This window comes from Methylotenera sp. (genome assembly GCF_030653755.1).
Taxonomy (GTDB): Bacteria; Pseudomonadota; Gammaproteobacteria; order Burkholderiales; family Methylophilaceae; genus Methylotenera.
The window spans coordinates 44,480-61,800 of record NZ_JAURYU010000052.1; the positions used below are offsets into that span (position 1 = coordinate 44,480).

The following is a 17,321-nucleotide window of genomic DNA, read 5'->3' on the forward strand; positions in this document are numbered from 1 at the left end:
CATGGTACTTTCAACAGTAAGCATTCAAGACTGTAAGTCAAAAGATTCAGTCAAGAAAAATCCTAAGCCTAATGGAGAGATACATTCACAATCAAGCATAACTGATGCACATAAGAAGTTGCTAAGTATTGCAGTGACTGCATACTACAAAACAGAGGCTCGTTGTTTTGAAGCAGGGCATGAAATACAAGGTTTGTTGGAAGCCGAAGCAGAGGTCGCTAAATGAACGCATCGTCGACCACACATCAAGCGCAAGGCATCATCGCTAGTAATCTATTAAACAATAATGAACATGATCATGAAGATATTGGTTTAAATCTGCCAATATTAACCATCTATCATAACGGTATGATTAGAAGCTGTAGTCATGCAGCTATAGAGTTACTAGGCTGCTCACAAGACACACTTAAATGGCGGCACATCTCCAGCTTCCTGCCACAATTAGCCGATATAGCGATAATCCAAGGCGGTAGAATTAATCCTAATCTCAGGTTTCTTTCACATATAGGCCACAGTTTTGATGTCATTAACATGCACGGAGTGCATATGACGTGCGCACTATTTTTTAATGAGATTGAACGCTATGATCGGCATTACTTAAGAGTCATTTTTCGTCCGCTCGAACCTCAATACTCAATGCGCTAATGTACACGCTTTAATAAAGCGTTAATAATTAACACAAGAGCCCCAGCAATACTATTGCCATAGGTTGTAGGGCAGCAGTATTGTGAACGAACTTCTTATGTGTTGTAGAATACAAACAGCGGTCATATATACGTGATATAACAGGCTATCAGATTTAAGTGGTTGAACAAAAATGAGGAGAACACCAATGAAACATTTGAAACCTATGAAGCAAATCATCACAGCTACCATCGTTGCGCTAGGGCTATCAATCTCGATGGCAGCTTCAGCATACACAGACATACCTGAAGAAATTATCCCTGAAGATTCCGCAGAACCAGACATGAGCGCAGTAAGTCCGGTTACTGTTGGAGAGATTACCTATTTATCAGGGGGGATAGGCAGGTCAGAGTCTGTCGCCATGCGCCAGAATGCTAAAAACTATCCGCTAGAAATCGTCTTTGTAGAAAAAGCGGGCACTTTAGAGGAATACCTATCAGAAGTACGCTTACAGATTCAAGACGCGAACAAAAATGATCTATTAGAAATTGCCACACAAGGCCCATATTTTTTAGCGAACTTACCACAAGGTAAATATTTGGTGAGTGCCGAATATCATGGTGAAGTCAAAACACAATGGGTCACCATTAATAAAAAGAAACATTCAAAACTAGTGTTTTGGTGGCGTGCTCAATAGACAATTATTCAGTGCACTTTTGGTATTCAGATATAGCTTATCTAAACAATAACGTCAGCTAGATGATGAAACTAAACTGATACCAACGGCTTTAAAGTCAAACTTTAAAGCCGTTATTACTCAAAACTACTTGTTTTCAGCCTTTAGCGCTAAGCATGTAAGTCACTTATGTAAATATTACTCGCCAAGTGCATTTCGCCATGCTGCAATCTTCTGCGCTAAGGTTAGCGTATGTGCAGGGCTTGAAGAGGGGAGACGTACAAAAGTGATGTCATTCATATTGAGTAACGGAAAAAATAATTTCTTAAAGCGCTCTTCTGCTTTAGCCCCGTTAAAGCCAACAAGCTTGATGTTCGGATGTTGTTTGAAAAACAACACAAAATCATTCGCTATCTGCGACTTGTTATCAATGGCACTATCTAAGCTGCCAGCGCGAGCACAAGTATGCAACACATCCCAAAGCGCAACACCAGATGCCGTTAATTTTTTAACGCGTTCCTCATAAGGTAAGTCAGCATCAAATCCGTATATGTTACCCATGATGCGCCAAAATGCGTTGCGAGGGTGTGCGTAATACTGATTAGCTTTAAGTGAAAGTACGCCAGGCATGCTACCTAAAATGATAATTCGCGCCGATTCTTCTGCAATAGGCGGAAAGCTTGTGACAGTGTTCATCTATATTCCTAACAAAGCCATATGAAAGTATCTACAAGCATCTTGCCTGTGTAAGAGCGCATAAGTCAATGTGACACGTGCTAAATATAGAGGTGAGCGACCATCATTATAGGTATTCAGTTTGTATTCAAATAGGGGCTGGCGGTGCGCTAAGCCAAATAGCCATGAAATTTGTAACAACCAATGTTATATAGAATGTATGCGACTTTTGTAGGGTGGGGTTTTCACTTAGAATAAGAAGCTTGTTTATAAGCGACTATATTCTGTGGGGTTAAGCCAAATACTGGCTTAACCCCACGCGGGATGTGAAAATTTAACCATTGCAACGCTTGGGTCAGGAGTGACCCACCCTACTGGACTAGCTTCCAAGAGTTATTACTGAGTAACAACGCGATTTCGGCCAGAATTCTTGGCTTGATACAGACGCTCATCTGCCAGCTTCAGCAAGTCATCTAATTGTTCGCTTGTATTTGCGAGTTGTGCTACGCCAAAGCTGGCAGTGAATTGGATTTTTTCTTCATTAGCACTAATCACAATCATACTCAATGATGTTCTTATTTTTTCAGCAACTAATGCTGCACCGTGCAAGTCAGTATTGCACAGCAAAATAGCAAATTCTTCGCCACCTAATCGTGCACATATATCAGAAGCACGTATAGAGATTGTTAGTGTATTAGCTACTTCCTTTAAAACAACGTCACCAACGGCATGCCCATATTCATCGTTAATCATTTTAAATTTATCAAGATCAAGCATAATGATCGCTAGATCCAGCGCTTCTCGCTTAGCCGTTTCAAGCGCATATGACCCCAACTCGAAAAAAGAGCGTCTATTTGCCAGCCCCGTTAGCGGATCGGTTCGAGCCTGTTGTTCGGCCATCTCTTTGGCCTTCTCCAACTCATTAGTACGGAGCTTTATTGTTTCTTCCATAGAGTGGTTTTGTTGATAGATGCGATCCGCCATTGAAAGCATAGCCAAGCTTAATCTTCCTACTTCATCTCTACGGTTATTAACATCAGCTAATGTGGAGTGAAGATCATATTCGCCTTTGCTCACTAATTTAGACGCAGCTTCAAACTGCCTCATCGGATCAAGTACCTTTTTCAATAAAACCAGATATAGCATGAACAGTTCAACAACAAGTGAAATAAGGCCTAGAATAAAAATAAATTGGGCTGTTTTCTGAGCAGGCGTTGCCAATAGTGATTTAGGATAAACAGTGACGAAATACCAGTCAGGCCCCTGTATTGGCGCAATGGCTATAAAGGCATTTGACTTGTCATCATCAATGATTTGCGGCTTGCGCCCATGATGATTAATGCTCGCTAAAATGCTTTGATATTGAGATGCGATTTGCTCATCCGCCAACTCAGCAATAGCCAGCAATCCATTTGCTTCTCTAATTTGATTAACATACAAAGGATGCGCGATTAAACGACCATCTTCCCTCATAATAAAATTATGAGCACCTTCAAGATGATCATCAAACACGCGCTGAAATACACTATTGAGGAGAATATCATGCCCAATATTGATGAGATGTTGTCCATTTTCATCATCAACTGGCGTTTCACAGGAAACCATCCATTCATCTGCCGTTTGATCATAATAAAGGCCTGTCCAAACTGATTTACGCTCTGGATTATGTTCCTTATTGGCAATATAAACCCACTCTTCTTTTGGAATATCCAAATCTGAGTTGGCACCTACCGCCCAATTTAGATATGGCCAATACACAATATTGACGCCCTCTGGCAATGAAACGTAGGTATTGGCAAAACGGTTGGACCAAGCGTGTGCAAACTGATCAACTAAATCATACGAAAGTAATGCCCGGTTGCGAAATTCATTACTCGTGACGGGTGTGCCCTTTCCTATAAACCCGCTGATCCACCGACTTTCCCCCTTATAGTCACTTGCCGATGTGTGAGAACGCTCAAGGCCTAAAAACGTAGCTGGAATTAATCGTAGCGTTCCATTGCCCGCGTTCTCGAATAGCTGGTCAAATCGAGGGTTTGCATTGGCTATTTTGCGTTCAGGCCACAGTTCCAGAAAGGCTTGCTTGAAGGTAGTGTGATTATCTTCTGCAAGTTTAAAGATAGCAGATTCTTTTTGCGCTCTTTCCATGATATAGCTTTCAAGCTTATCGAGCGTTTGCTGCTTAAGATTATCCAGAATATGGAAATAACTTAACAAGGACATAACCATTACTACTATGGAAATACGAATTCCCATGCTTATCAATGTTGATTTTGCTAATGATTTTTTTATACTAGTCAACACGTTATGTAATGTCCTGAAATTTTTATTAATTTTCACTTACTAAAGTCGTAGCTATTGATGTTTAAAAACAACAATCATTATCAACCTAAACCCTTAGGTTACCAAATTTCTCAGACACGCATGGTGCAAATGTAATTTTGCCTCCCATGACCATATGTATTCATTTATTACTTGGATAATTACAGTCGGCGATATATAAACACACATAACAACCGTTGACTATTGGGTAATGGATTACTACTTAGTAAGTGAATACTTAGTTTGGGTCCAGATTTAGCTCTATAGCTATTCCATCAAATAGTTCGATTGCCTCTACGTACAAAATCACTATACCGACGAGACCGTGAACCAGTGTGGCTTCCCCAGTTTGCTGCTCATAAATGGCATCACTACCAATCTAAGTAGCTAAGCTCTAAGATTGGTGCGATAAGCTAGTAAGATCGTAAAGGTATTCCCCACTGAATGTATGCGCTGAAAAAATGCAATCGAGGGGAATGAATCATCATAGCCCCTTGATTTCGTTTTGCTCTTACCATGGTGATGGTAGGCGGATGCGGTAACGTGTCCGCTGTATTAATTTACTTAACCACTTCCTTAAGTTGCTCCAAAATCGCTGGGTTGTCCAACGTAGAAATATCCGAAGTAATTTCCTCGCCTCTTGCTAGCGTACGTAATAATCTACGCATGATTTTGCCAGAGCGTGTTTTTGGTAAGTTGTCACCAAAGCGGATTTCATCAGGTTTGGCGATTGGGCCAATTTCTTTGCCCACCCATTCGCGTAGCTCTGCAACGATTTTCTTCGCTTCTTCGCCTTCTGGGCGTGCGCCTTTTAGTACCACATAGGCAACAACCGATTCACCTTTTACATCGTGCGGTTTGCCTACTACCGCGGCTTCTGCAACTAAATGATTAGCGACTAATGCTGATTCAATCTCCATCGTGCCTAAACGGTGCCCAGAGACGTTTAGCACGTCATCAATACGGCCCATAATGGTGAAGTTACCTGTTTTTGCATCGCGGATTGCGCCGTCACCAGCTAGGTAAATCTTGCCGCCTAAATCCACTGGGTAGTAGCTGGTTTTGTAGCGTTCTGGGTCGTTGTAGATAGTACGTATCATCGATGGCCATGGTTTTTTAATCACTAATAAACCACCTGTGCCCCAAGGTACGTCTTTACCTGTTTCATCTACCACATCAATATCAATACCGGGGAAGGGAAGTGTGCATGAGCCAGGTACCAGTGCAGTAGCGCCTGGTAATGGGGTAATGACATGGCCGCCTGTTTCAGTTTGCCAGAAAGTATCGGCAATTGGGCAACGGCTACCGCCGACTTGTTCAAAGTACCACATCCATGCTTCTGGGTTGATTGGCTCACCTACTGAACCTAGCAAACGCAGGCTAGATAAGTTGTAATTTTTTGGCGCTACTTCTGGCGTAGTTTCAGACGCTTTAATCAATGAGCGGATGGCTGTTGGCGCAGTGTAAAAGATAGAGACTTTGTGCTTTTCTATCATTTGCCAGAAACGGCCAGCGTTTGGATAGGTTGGAATGCCTTCAAAAATGATTTGTGTTGCACCCATCGCAAGTGGGCCGTAAGCCACGTATGAGTGGCCTGTAATCCAGCCCACATCGGCTGTACACCAAAATACATCGTTTTCATGAATATCAAAGGTCCAGCGCATGGTGTTCATGGCGTGTAGCAAGTAACCAGCAGAGCTGTGTTGTACGCCTTTTGGTTTACCTGTAGAGCCTGATGTGTAGAGTAAAAATAGCGGATGTTCTGCACTCACCATCACAGGTTCACATGTGTCTGCAACGTCGGCAATCAGATCATGCCACCAAATGTTATTGCTGTTCCATGTGATATCCAGCCCAGTTTTTTTCAGTACGACGACATTTTGAATGGCTTCGCAACCGCCCATTGCTATACCTTCGTCAACGGCTGATTTTAATGGCAAGGTTTTACCGCCACGGAACTGGCCGTCAGACGTGATGACAGCTTTAGCACCAGCATCAATAATGCGTTCGTTTAAACTTTTAGCAGAAAAGCCGCCAAATACCACAGAGTGAATCAGGCCAATGCGTGCGCAAGCTTGCATGGCAACAACAGCCTCAATACCCATTGGTAAATAGATAATTACGCGGTCACCCACGCTGAGGTTTAGCTTTTTTAAACCATTCGCAAACTGGCAAACTTGGTGGTACAGGTCTTTGTAAGTCACTTCTTTAGTGTTGCCATCATCACCTTCAAAAATAATGGCGACTTTGTTCGGGATAGTATTTAAGTGTTTATCTAGGCAGTTGGCAGAAACGTTCAGCTCGCCATCTTCAAACCATTTGTAGAATGGTGCGTTTTCTTCATTCAGCGTTTTAGTAAAGGGTTTGCTCCAGACCAATAATTCACGCGCTAACTTTGCCCAAAAACCTTCATAATCGGCAGCGGCTTCTGCGCAGAGCTGATTGTAAGTCGCCATGCCTGAGACATTGGCTTTTTTAACAAAGTCTGCACTAGGTTCAAAAACGCGGTTTTCGTGAAGAACTGATTCGATTGACATGCTTAAAATCCCCTTAAATCTTTGTGACCCGTTTATAATTTGGTCTAAAGTTATCTAGTTATACCTAGTTGCTACGTAGATAGATAACCACTAAAAGTAAGTTGTTACACCGTTGTAACTATGCCATATTACATGAAAAATCTTATGCTAACACTCGATAATTTATTATCCCTAAACCGCGCCCCTACTAGTGATGAGGCTTGTGTACTACATGCGGTCTCTTGCAGCCCGTTTGTTGAAAGATTGTTTAGAAAAGATGCGCTTTTACTGCAAGATTTGTTACAAAATCTACATCAAGCCTATCTTTTGAGCGATATGCAAAATTTTTTAGCAGCTGAACAAATCATTGATGAAACTAGTTTAAAACGAGCGTTACGATTTCTACGAAGCCGTGTCATGGCACGTATGATTGTAAGAGACTTAAGCGGTTTAGCAAATTTACAAGAGGTTATGTTCACGACATCAGCGTTGGCTGAGTGTGTGATTAACACCGCGATTGAGTATCTTCATCAATGGCAAGCTACGGTGTATGGTCAGCCTGTAGATGTAGGGGGCAAACAGCAGCAACTTATTGTCATTGGAATGGGAAAGCTAGGCGGTGGTGAGCTTAATGTTTCATCCGATATTGATTTGATTTTTGCCTATGAGTCAGATGGTGCTACACAAGGCGCAAAATCCGTTAGCAATCAAGATTTCTTTTCGCGTTTAGCCAAAAAGCTGATCGCTGCGATTGATGAAATCACTGAAGATGGCTTTGTGTTCCGTGTGGATATGCGTTTAAGACCGTTTGGGTCAGAAGGCGCCATTGTGTGCAATCTTGATGCACTTGAAGACTATTATCAAAACAATGGACGAGAGTGGGAGCGTTACGCGTGGATTAAAGGTCGCGAAGTGACGGGAGGGGATGCAGTCTCGCGATTATTGAGGCCATTTGTGTTCCGTAAGTATCTGGATTTTGGCGCTTTTACTAGCATGCGTGATTTAAAAATCCAGATTCAACGTGATGTAAACAGCAAGGGCATGCACGACAACATTAAACTGGGGCGGGGTGGTATTCGTGAAATTGAGTTTATTGCACAAGTATTTCAGTTAATCCGTGGCGGCCAAGACAATAGCTTGCAAATTAAGCCAACCTTATCAGTATTAAACTTATTAAAAAACAAAGGTCTATTGCCAGAAAAAACAGTAGTAGAGCTAAGCGAGGCTTATGTTTTTTTAAGAAATCTCGAACACCGCTTGATGTATGTCGATGACGTACAAACCCAAGAGCTGCCAAAGTCTGATGAAGCAAAAGCGCGCATTGCAAAAGCGATGAATTATCAAAGTTGGGCAGCATTTTTACAAAAACTAGACGAATATCGAGCGCAAGTACAGCAGCACTTTGATGCTACATTTGATGATGCTGGTGCCAGTAAAGATACACTGGAAGCTGAAAAGTCTATTTGGAATGCTTCTATCAGTGAAGTCGATTCAATTAAGACGCTAGATAGCATAGGTTTCTCCGAAGCGATTGAAACTTATCGCCGTTTAAATATTTTGCACCAAAGCAGCCGATACAAACAATTGCCAGAGCTAAGTAGACAACGTTTTGATGCGGTGATGCCCCATGTGATTTCACAGGCAGGGCAAATGAAAAACGCTGATATTACGTTGACAAGAGTGATGGATTTATTGGAAAGCATCTGTAGACGCGCCAGTTATTTAGCACTATTGGCTGAGCATCCGCAGGCGATGCAATTGCTGGTCAAGTTATGTAGCAGTAGCCCATGGCTCGCTAATTATTTAACCAGCCACCCAATCTTGTTGGATGAGCTTTTAGATGTGCGTACCCTACATGCAGCACCAGATTTTGCCGCGATGCGCACCGAGCTGCTTGAGCGGTTGGCTGAAGTGACGGGTGATATAGAGCGTCAAATGGATGTCATGCGCCATTTTAAACATGCTTATATCTTTCGCTTTGCGGTACAGGACATTAATGGTGAATTACAGCTAGAAACGATATCAGACTACTTAAGTGAGCTAGCGGATTTAATTTTAAGTGTAGCGTTAGAAATCATATGGCCCAACGTGCGCGGCCGACATGTAGATGTGCCTAAATTTGCAGTGATAGGCTACGGTAAACTAGGCGGTAAAGAGTTAGGCTACGCTTCCGACCTAGACATTATTTTTCTTTATGATGATGAGTCTCCCGAGGCGAGCGAGGTATATGCACGATTTGCACAGCGTATTAATAACTGGTTTAACAGCCTAACCTCCGCTGGTTTATTGTATGAAACCGACTTGCAATTACGCCCAGATGGTAACAGCGGCTTACTAGTAAGTAGAGTAGATGCATTTAGAGATTATCAGCTAAATAAAGCATGGGTATGGGAGCATCAAGCCCTAACGCGTGCTCGTTTTGTGGCAGGCGATAGGGAAATTGGTCAGGCTTTTGATGAAATTAGAGCAGAGGTCATGACGCAGGCGCGGGATGCCACAATCCTAAAAACTGAAGTGTTAGCCATGCGTGAAAAAATGCGAAAAGCGCAACATACTCACGAAGGCATGTTTGATTTGAAGCAGGGAGTAGGCGGAATTATTGACGTAGAGTTTTTGGTGCAATATTTAGTGTTACTGTATGCACCAGGCCACCCAGAACTCACGGTTAATATCGGCAATATAGGCTTACTAAAGCGGATGGCAACTTTAAAAATGATAGATGCAGAATTAGCAGAAAGCGTCGCTGATGCTTATCGAGAGTATCGACATATGCAACATATGCTAAAGCTACAAGGTGCTACGCAGTTGAATATTAACGCCGAAGAAATAGCTGAACAAATTGCCAAAGTAACTGCGTTATGGAACCAAGTGTTTGCGTAAAGTGACCACTGTTTCGCACGATAAGTAGAGATGACAGTCACTTGCGATCTAGGCAGAATGTTATAGACTAAATGGAATAAAAACTTTTAAACGCTCTGTTTATTAAGTTAAATCTAGCGATGCCTTATGACTAAGGGTTTTGAAATTGATGGTTGTAAGATACAGGCCGTGAAATAAAAGAGTATGAAAGAAGTATGAAAAGCAAGCTAGGAGCTAAAACAACTCGATTTCGCCTTCTTTTTTATTTTCTTGTAAGCTACCATCGGCGATCAATAGCTCATAAGAATCTACACGGTTACGACCATGATTTTTAGCGTAATAAAGTGCAGTATCTGCGCGGTCTATAATCTGGCTTGAGGTGTCAAAAGGTGAGATTTCAGTAAACCCAGCACTGACCGTGACTTTGCCTACTTGTGGAAATTGAAAATTAGCGACTTTGAGTTTAAATCGTTCAAAAATATTCTGAATATCCATTGTGCTGGCGCATTCAAAAAAACCAACAAACTCTTCGCCACCAAAGCGGAAAAGCGGGTCGGTTTCCCTAAAACTTTGACGCATGAGCTGCGAGAACATCAACAAAACCTCATCGCCAATTAAATGACCGAACTCGTCATTGATTCTCTTAAAGTGATCAATGTCAAAAATCGCTAAAAAATAAATCTGGTCAGCTTTATCTTCCTTGCGGTTAGTGCTGCTATGCATTTGTGCAAGAATTTTATTGATTTTAAAGTCAAAAGTTTTGCGATTTAGTAAACCAGTGAGCGTGTCACACTCGTTCTCGTTGTTAAGTAGCACAAAGTTTTGATAAATTTCTAAAATCATACAAATCGACACATCTAGATATTCATCAATTTGGTCGCTTTCTACTGCAATCACGCAATCTATATGCCCCATCACACCTCTCATGGGGTGAAGCTTAATGATACGGTTGTTTTCAGATTGATAGGTGTAACGACTATCTGTTTGTATACAGTTAAGAATAGCTTGTTTTAAGTCAGCAGAGACTATGGCGTTGTCTGGGGTATTTTCAGCCGTTAATACGGAAATTGTTTGTTTCTTTACATCTTTAAGGAGGTAAATAACGACTGATTTTTTAGGGGTAGCATGAGCTGAGTTGATAAAATGAGTCAGCGTCTTAATCAGAGAGACTTGCAGGGACAAATCGTCACGCTCTTTGGTGAGTGTTACCAGTTCGCCTAATAAAGAGTTTATGCCGTAAGTTTGCAAGGATTAGCTTGATTTAAAATGATTAATTGCTAGATGTTTAATCATTTTAAATTAATTTGGTTATTGATGCTCAATCATACTATATAACCATTCTGCTAGGTATACTTTAGTAATTGGCATTAGCCGATTGTAGAATTTAATGGTTTTGCTTAGCCCGAATGGATGGTTATGCGATGATTTAAACACCCCACCTGAGTGTGGCTGTGTGCACTGGGCTATCCCAATGCTGTTTAATTTCATCATCTAATAGGCATAACGTAATCGATGCGCCAGCCATGTCTAAGGCGGTGGTGTAGTTGCCGACTAATGAGCGCGTAATATTAATACCGTGATGATTGAGTAACTTTGCAGCGGTATTGTAAATAAGGTAAAGCTCCATTAATGGCGTAGCGCCAAAGCCGTTAATCAGTAATAATGCTTCGCTATTTTGTGCAGGTTTTAATGCATCCAGTATAGCGTTAACTACATCTTGAATAATGGCATCAGCTTCACGTATGGTTTCGCGTTTTCGGCCTGGTTCACCATGTATGCCCACGCCCATTTCAAGCTCGTTATCGTCAATGTCAAAAGTAGGGCGGCCAGCGGCGGGTACTGTGCAACTGGTTAAGGCAACGCCCATGCTTGCAGTGCGGCTGTTAACTTTGTCTCCTAGTGTTTTACAGGCTTGCAAAGTCGCACCAGTTTCGGCCAAACTACCTACACATTTTTCCACAATGACCGTGCCTGCTACACCGCGCCGCCCTGTGGTGTACGTGCTGTTAATGACAGCGCAGTCGTCACTAGTGAGTACGGTGGCAGATTCAAATGGCAACATCTCAGCAGCCATTTCAAAGTTCATCACATCGCCAGCGTAATTTTTAACAATAAATAAAATACCTTTGTCGGCATGTGCAGCCTCTGCTGCTGCTAACATTTGGTCTGGGGTGGGTGATGTAAACACATGGCCTGGGCAGGCTGCATCCAGCATGCCGTAACCAATGTAGCCTGCGTGTAGTGGCTCGTGCCCAGAGCCGCCGCCAGAAATAATTGCTACTTTATTATTAGACTTTTGTTGGCGGGTTAAAAAGTTAGGGTCCAGATTAAGCTTAACTAAATCATGATGTGCGGCAGCAAAGCCGCTAAGACTTTCAACTAAAACATCGTCAATTTTATTAATAAACTTTTTCATTATCGGCCTTTTAATTTTGAGTCCATTTAGTCTTGAACAATATTTAATCTTGAATCAATAGTCGTTGTTTGCAAACGGCTTCAATCATTAATTGGCAACTCTTTGCGCCTGGGTCGATATGCCCGATAGCGCGCTCGCCCAAGCTTGCTGCACGCCCTTTGGTTGCAATTAACGCCTTTGTAGATAACATACCTTGTTCAGCGGTGTGTATGAGTGATGCACAGATTTCTTTTGTATTTGTATGCGATGCAGTAAGTGTTAAAAATTGTTGTGCGACTGGAATAAGTACATCTAACATGGTTTTTTCACCTAAACCAGCTTTTCCGCGTTGTTGAATAGCTTTTACACCATCAGCAAATGCAGCAGCATAGCTAATAGCGCCATCATCAGCTTTTTCTTTAAGCGTTTTGCCCATACTCATAAAAAAACTCGCGAGGAGTGGGCCTGAAGCGCCGCCAATGGTACTGAGTAATTTCATGCCAATTTTATTTAGCGCTGCATCTGGCGTGAGTGATTCAAGTTCAGCACGCATTTCTACAATGGCACTCGCGCCACGTTTCATATTAATGTAATGATCACCGTCGCCAATGGCACGGTCTAGTGATTCCAATTCTGATTCATGGTCTAAAATGGCGTCGCGTATATACTCCGCAACATTTAATATAAATGATGTTTTCATGAATAACACTATATAGCGATTTGATTAAAGTTGTTAAACTCTACACATGTCATTAAGTGATTTCAACTCATGAGCTTACGTTTTCGTTTAAATTTACTGATTACCTTATTATCAATGGCATTTATATTGGTAGTGGGGTCAATATTAGTGACAGATACTCGCGTTTCGATTCGTGAACGGGTAGAGGCTGCCAGTCGCGTTACTGTGCAGTTGCTGGATACAGTGATTATTAGCTCGACATTAAATCCAGAAATGGGCCCTACCCATGTTGTGTTGCAGGGGTTCTTGGCTTCTTTGGGTTATGTGCGTAGTAGTCATATTACGCTTTATGATTACCAAGGTTACGAGCTATATAGCTCTCCAGAGTCAACTTTTAAATCTGACGTGAGCCCACCGCAATGGTTCGTTAAATTAGTGCAACCTAAAGTTGAAAGAGTTGAGCGCAGGATTCGCTATGGCACTTTAGTGGTGGAGTCCAGTGCTGCTGGTTCTATCCGTGAGGCGTGGGCTGGGTTTAATCAGCTAATGTGGGTTGGATTGGGATTTTTTGTCATACTGAATACTTTGGTTTATATATTGTTAAGCCACTCCCTAAAACCTATTGGTAGAATTTTGGGCGCAATTAACCGCATTGAGCAGGGCGATTTAACAACGCGCTTGCCAACTTTTCCTTTGCCAGAGTTCGATACGATAGGCCACAGCCTTAATAGAATGGCAGAATCACTGACTGCTGAGCGTTTGTTGGAAGAAAATCGACAGCTCACACATTTGATTCAAAAGCATATAGAAGATGAACGCCGCAGCTTAGCACGTGAGCTTCACGATGAGCTTGGTCAGTACGTGACAGCAATTAAAACCTTTGCCGTTGGGATTGCGAATAAAGCGAAAGCAAATAGCACGGGTACAGGTATGACAGAAATTGCATCAAGTGCACAGGTGATTGTGTCTGCAGCAAATCAAATTTACGATGGTATGCATAATATCGTTCGCCAATTACGCCCAGGTTCGCTTGATAATTTGGGTCTGGCTGAAACATTGAAAGACTTGGTCAGCAGTTATCAGGTGCAACATCCAGCACTAAATATTCAGCTTTATTTGTCTGAAAACCTGCAATCAGGAAACTTGCAGAGCTTAGGTGAAACTATCAGCATCAATTTGTATCGAATAGTGCAAGAGTCGCTGAATAACGCATTAAAATACGCACAGGCGACTTCAATAGAAATACGACTCATTAAAGTGTCTGATGGTGAGTTGCAATTGAGTATTAAAGATAATGGCATAGGCATGGATGTGGATGCTGTAGATCAAAGTCGGCATTTTGGATTGCTCGGTATGCGTGAGCGTGTCCAAGCCTTGCATGGTACTTTTGTCATAGAGTCTGCCCCTAGCCAAGGGACTTCAATTTTTATCAATGTTCCTGGAAATGAAGTACCTAGCATTGAAGTGCTTGGAAATAACATATCTAGAAATATTGAGAATTAATGTAATTTATGTGCCCAGCAACGGGAGAAAGTAAGTGAATGAGCCAGATTAATGTGATGTTAGTAGATGATCACGCGGTTGTTCGTATGGGATTCAAAATGTTACTTGAGTCCGATGCGGATATTAAAGTGATCGCAGAGGCTGAAAGTGGTGAACAAGCAATTCAGCGTTACGTTGAGCATAAACCCAATATCGTTGTTATGGATATTACAATGCCAGGCATAGGTGGTTTAGAAGCGATAGAGCGTATTCTGGCAAAAGACAGCGCTGCGAAAATACTAGTATTATCCGCACATGAAGATTCTGTTCATCCTAAACGCGTGCTTAATGCGGGTGCAATGGGATACCTCACCAAACGTAGTGCAGCAGAAGAGTTGATTAAAGCAATCCGCACTGTTGCTGGTGGCAAAAAATACCTAGAAGCAAGCGTTGCACAGCAAATGGCAATCCAGCAGTTATCAGGAGATCAAAACCCTGTAGATGTACTCTCACCACGTGAGTTTGAGGTGTTTATGGCATTGGCTAAAGGTAAAACGACCAATGAGATTGCAGAAACCCTATTTTTGAGCCCACGCACAGTAGGGACACATTTGTACAATATTAAACAAAAACTGAATGCTAATAACTCTGCGGAAATTGCATTGATTGCAATGCGTAGTGGTTTGTTAGATGCTTAAGTATTCACTAAAAATGATCAGTAATAATGACGTAAAGCGATAAACTGCTTTACGTCACTTTCTTGAGCTTTACTTTTCTGAATCTAGTTTAATTCTACTTGGATTAATTCTAATCGGCTTAATGCTAACGTGCAGTACGGATGCTGATAATGCCACTCAGTATAATCAAACCAATCGCAATCCATGCATCTAAGCTTAAATGTTCCTGCCACCAAATCACACCAAATAAACTTGCCAGTAAAATAGTGACATAAGCAAGGCTAGCCACGACTAAGGTGTCTCCAGTGCGGTAAGCGCGTGTAAGGGCAAGTTGTGCAACCGTAGCAGATACCCCTAAACCTATCAGAATAGGCAAATCTTGCCATACCAGTGCGTGAAAGTGATCAAACAGCATCCATGCACCTACACAGACTGAAGAAACTAACGTAAAGTAAAATACAGTACGCCAATCAGGCTCGTTAGCCTGCCCAAGTTGTTTAACATGTACATAAGCTAATGCCGCGCCAATTCCTGATAGTAGACCTAAAAAACCAGCCAACCATTGAGATTGATTGATAGTCGGCCTGAGTAATAAGCTCACTCCAATAAAGCCAATCGCCAACGCAATGAGCAATATTTTCTTTGGTTTTTCATGCAAAAAGAAAGGCATGAATATCGCTAAAAATAAAGGGGATGTGTAATTGAGTGTGATAGCGGTCGCTAGTGGTAAATGTGCAATAGCGTAGAAAAATAAAATCAGTGCACTGAAACCAACACCAGCTCGCGACATTTGTTTGTACATGACTGGAGTAGCTAGCGGTAGTTTCTTGTAAAAAATGAACAAGCCGATAAACACTAGACCAAATAATGAACGATAAAATACCAGTTCCGCGCTACTAAACTTCTGGGCACCGAGTTTAACCAGTGCGCCCATGATGGCAAACCCCAGAGCGGCTACCAGCATCCATAGGCTACCCAAGTTGGGTAGGGCGTAGCAATTTTTTTTCATGTGCAATGATTCATGGATAAAGCATTAGTTTGCATGATGTTCAAACTAACGGAATATGCTCTTGCATTTGTTGGCGGTACCATTGATGAAAATGCTCCATTCCAGTTTCCATCGGGTGTTGGTATGGACCACGCTCATCAATGCCTTGTGCAAATAAGGCGTGGCGACCATCGTGCATGCGTTGGCAAATGTCATTGTCTTCTACCGCGGTTTCTTCGTAGGCCGCTTGTTGGGCAGCCACGTATTCGCGCTCAAATAAACCAATATCTTCAGGGTAGTAAAATTCAACCACATTGGTACATGCGTTTACACCACGCGGAATGATATGTGATACGACTAACACGTTTGGATACCATTCAATCATCAGAAAAGGATAGTACACCATCCAGATTGCGCCATATTTGGGTGTTTTATCTGCGTGGTATTTTGCTACCTGCGCTTGCCACGCTTGGTAAGTTGGTGAGCCAGCTTTATTAAGTGATTGTTTAAAGCCTACAGTTTGCACACTGTAATTGTCAGCAAATTCCCAGTTGAGTTGTTCGCAGTTTACAAATTGATTGAGGCCAGGGTGAAATGGGCCAACGTGATAGTCTTCTAAATAGACTTCAATAAAGGTTTTCCAGTTGAAGTTATATTCTTCAACCGCCACACGGTCTAGCATGTAGCCTGTAAAATCAAAGTCTTGTTTGCACCCTAGGTTTGCAAGGTCTTTTGCGATATCTCGTTTTGTATCAAACAGTAAACCTTGCCAGTTTTGTAAAGTCTTTTTATCAAGATTCAGACAGGGGTTTTTCTCGAAATGTGGAGCACCTAACAACGTACCCTCTAGGTCGTAAGTCCAGCGGTGCAGTGGGCACACGATATTTTTTGTTTGTCCTCGGCCTTTAAGCATCAGTGCTTGGCGATGTCTGCACACATTACTGATGGCGTTTATGCCATCTTGTTGGTGTACCAAGCTTTTTGCTTGCCCCATCCAGTCTAATACGTGGTAATCGCCAACATTTGGAACCATTAGCTCATGCCCGAGGTAATGCGGCGCATGGGCGAACAAATGCTTTTGTTCAATTGCATAAATGTTTTTATCCACATACCAGGAGACTGGAAGTTGCGGGCTTGTGTCTTGTTGGGAAACCAAAGTTAAAGATGCCATATGAAAATATGATTGGCAGTTAAAATTTAGGGATGGCGATTTTTGCCTAAATTGCTATTTTTATCAAGTCATTATTATATAATTATCTCTAAGTTTTGTGCTGTAAAACTTGCCAATAGTGAGGTTTTCAGCTACTCTCGTGAGAGTTTCTTTACCCTCAATTAAAATATAATCATCATCGTTTTTTAATTAATAAACCTAAATATTAATAAACCAAAGATGTTGTCTCGATTCTTCATTCATGGATGAATTGCGGG

General features: G+C 41.9%; 14 protein-coding genes. 6 read left to right on the top strand and 8 right to left on the bottom strand.

What is annotated here, in order from left to right:
* Position 1 precedes the first annotated feature (1 nt).
* The 3 genes from Q7U33_RS11150 to Q7U33_RS11160 all read left to right on the top strand — a co-directional run bounded on the left by Q7U33_RS11150 (position 2) and on the right by Q7U33_RS11160 (position 1,321).
* Positions 2–226: a hypothetical protein gene (locus tag Q7U33_RS11150; protein ID WP_304860922.1), complete on the top strand. Its 225-nt coding sequence runs from the start codon at positions 2–4 to the stop codon at positions 224–226.
* Positions 223–645 (top strand): hypothetical protein, encoded by a 423-nt coding sequence (locus Q7U33_RS11155; protein ID WP_304860925.1) that lies wholly within the window; start codon positions 223–225, stop codon positions 643–645. The genes Q7U33_RS11150 and Q7U33_RS11155 overlap by 4 nt, the downstream gene beginning before the upstream one ends.
* 187 nt (positions 646–832) lie before the next feature.
* Positions 833–1,321, top strand: coding sequence for a hypothetical protein (locus Q7U33_RS11160; protein WP_304860928.1), 489 nt, complete (start codon positions 833–835; stop codon positions 1,319–1,321).
* A gap of 177 nt (positions 1,322–1,498) precedes the next feature.
* Here Q7U33_RS11160 and Q7U33_RS11165 read toward each other — a convergent pair whose 3' ends face one another.
* The 3 genes from Q7U33_RS11165 to acs form a co-directional block, all read right to left on the bottom strand.
* Entirely contained in the window at positions 1,499–1,996 is a 498-nt protein-coding gene (locus Q7U33_RS11165; protein WP_304860930.1) for a DNA-deoxyinosine glycosylase, read from the bottom strand.
* A gap of 375 nt (positions 1,997–2,371) precedes the next feature.
* Entirely contained in the window at positions 2,372–4,315 is a 1,944-nt protein-coding gene (locus tag Q7U33_RS11170; protein ID WP_304860932.1) for a diguanylate cyclase, read from the bottom strand.
* A 542-nt stretch (positions 4,316–4,857) separates the two neighbouring features.
* On the bottom strand, positions 4,858–6,834 hold the full coding sequence (acs, locus tag Q7U33_RS11175) for an acetate--CoA ligase (RefSeq protein ID WP_304860934.1): 1,977 nt from the start codon (positions 6,832–6,834) through the stop codon (positions 4,858–4,860).
* A 144-nt stretch (positions 6,835–6,978) separates the two neighbouring features.
* Here acs and glnE point away from each other — a divergent pair, with 144 nt between their 5' ends.
* The gene (gene glnE, locus Q7U33_RS11180; protein WP_304861066.1) at positions 6,979–9,693 is read left to right on the top strand and encodes a bifunctional [glutamate--ammonia ligase]-adenylyl-L-tyrosine phosphorylase/[glutamate--ammonia-ligase] adenylyltransferase; all 2,715 of its coding nucleotides are present in this window, start codon (positions 6,979–6,981) and stop codon (positions 9,691–9,693) included.
* 213 nt (positions 9,694–9,906) lie between these two features.
* On the opposite strand, the gene Q7U33_RS11185 is transcribed toward glnE, so the two are convergent.
* The 3 genes from Q7U33_RS11185 to dhaL all read right to left on the bottom strand — a co-directional run bounded on the left by Q7U33_RS11185 (position 9,907) and on the right by dhaL (position 12,767).
* Positions 9,907–10,920 carry a GGDEF domain-containing protein gene (locus tag Q7U33_RS11185; RefSeq protein ID WP_304860936.1) on the bottom strand — a complete coding sequence of 338 codons (1,014 nt, stop codon included), beginning with the start codon at positions 10,918–10,920 and terminating at the stop codon, positions 9,907–9,909.
* 178 nt (positions 10,921–11,098) lie between these two features.
* Positions 11,099–12,088 (bottom strand): dihydroxyacetone kinase subunit DhaK, encoded by a 990-nt coding sequence (gene dhaK, locus Q7U33_RS11190; protein WP_304860938.1) that lies wholly within the window; start codon positions 12,086–12,088, stop codon positions 11,099–11,101.
* A gap of 43 nt (positions 12,089–12,131) precedes the next feature.
* Positions 12,132–12,767, bottom strand: coding sequence for a dihydroxyacetone kinase subunit DhaL (gene dhaL, locus Q7U33_RS11195; RefSeq protein WP_304860940.1), 636 nt, complete (start codon positions 12,765–12,767; stop codon positions 12,132–12,134).
* A gap of 69 nt (positions 12,768–12,836) precedes the next feature.
* Between dhaL and Q7U33_RS11200 the strand changes: the two genes are divergently transcribed.
* Both Q7U33_RS11200 and Q7U33_RS11205 read left to right on the top strand, forming a co-directional pair.
* Positions 12,837–14,249: an ATP-binding protein gene (locus tag Q7U33_RS11200; RefSeq protein WP_304860942.1), complete on the top strand. Its 1,413-nt coding sequence runs from the start codon at positions 12,837–12,839 to the stop codon at positions 14,247–14,249.
* A 38-nt stretch (positions 14,250–14,287) separates the two neighbouring features.
* Entirely contained in the window at positions 14,288–14,926 is a 639-nt protein-coding gene (locus tag Q7U33_RS11205; protein WP_304860945.1) for a response regulator transcription factor, read from the top strand.
* A gap of 124 nt (positions 14,927–15,050) precedes the next feature.
* Here Q7U33_RS11205 and Q7U33_RS11210 read toward each other — a convergent pair whose 3' ends face one another.
* Positions 15,051–15,914 (bottom strand): DMT family transporter, encoded by an 864-nt coding sequence (locus Q7U33_RS11210; protein ID WP_304860947.1) that lies wholly within the window; start codon positions 15,912–15,914, stop codon positions 15,051–15,053.
* 40 nt (positions 15,915–15,954) lie between these two features.
* Positions 15,955–17,064 carry an aromatic ring-hydroxylating dioxygenase subunit alpha gene (locus Q7U33_RS11215; protein WP_304860949.1) on the bottom strand — a complete coding sequence of 370 codons (1,110 nt, stop codon included), beginning with the start codon at positions 17,062–17,064 and terminating at the stop codon, positions 15,955–15,957.
* Between the last annotated feature and the right edge of the window lie 257 nt (positions 17,065–17,321).

Bases quoted from the DNA above. Each gene is read 5' to 3' on its own strand.
- Q7U33_RS11150 (WP_304860922.1), top strand. From the start codon at position 2: ATGGTACTTTCAACAGTAAGCATTCAAGACTGTAAGTCAAAAGATTCA.
- Q7U33_RS11155 (WP_304860925.1), top strand. From the start codon at position 223: ATGAACGCATCGTCGACCACACATCAAGCGCAAGGCATCATCGCTAGT.
- Q7U33_RS11160 (WP_304860928.1), top strand. From the start codon at position 833: ATGAAACATTTGAAACCTATGAAGCAAATCATCACAGCTACCATCGTT.
- Q7U33_RS11165 (WP_304860930.1), bottom strand. From the start codon at position 1,996: ATGAACACTGTCACAAGCTTTCCGCCTATTGCAGAAGAATCGGCGCGA.
- acs (WP_304860934.1), bottom strand. From the start codon at position 6,834: ATGTCAATCGAATCAGTTCTTCACGAAAACCGCGTTTTTGAACCTAGT.
- glnE (WP_304861066.1), top strand. From the start codon at position 6,979: ATGCTAACACTCGATAATTTATTATCCCTAAACCGCGCCCCTACTAGT.
- dhaK (WP_304860938.1), bottom strand. From the start codon at position 12,088: ATGAAAAAGTTTATTAATAAAATTGACGATGTTTTAGTTGAAAGTCTT.
- dhaL (WP_304860940.1), bottom strand. From the start codon at position 12,767: ATGAAAACATCATTTATATTAAATGTTGCGGAGTATATACGCGACGCC.
- Q7U33_RS11200 (WP_304860942.1), top strand. From the start codon at position 12,837: ATGAGCTTACGTTTTCGTTTAAATTTACTGATTACCTTATTATCAATG.
- Q7U33_RS11205 (WP_304860945.1), top strand. From the start codon at position 14,288: ATGAGCCAGATTAATGTGATGTTAGTAGATGATCACGCGGTTGTTCGT.
- Q7U33_RS11210 (WP_304860947.1), bottom strand. From the start codon at position 15,914: ATGAAAAAAAATTGCTACGCCCTACCCAACTTGGGTAGCCTATGGATG.
- Q7U33_RS11215 (WP_304860949.1), bottom strand. From the start codon at position 17,064: ATGGCATCTTTAACTTTGGTTTCCCAACAAGACACAAGCCCGCAACTT.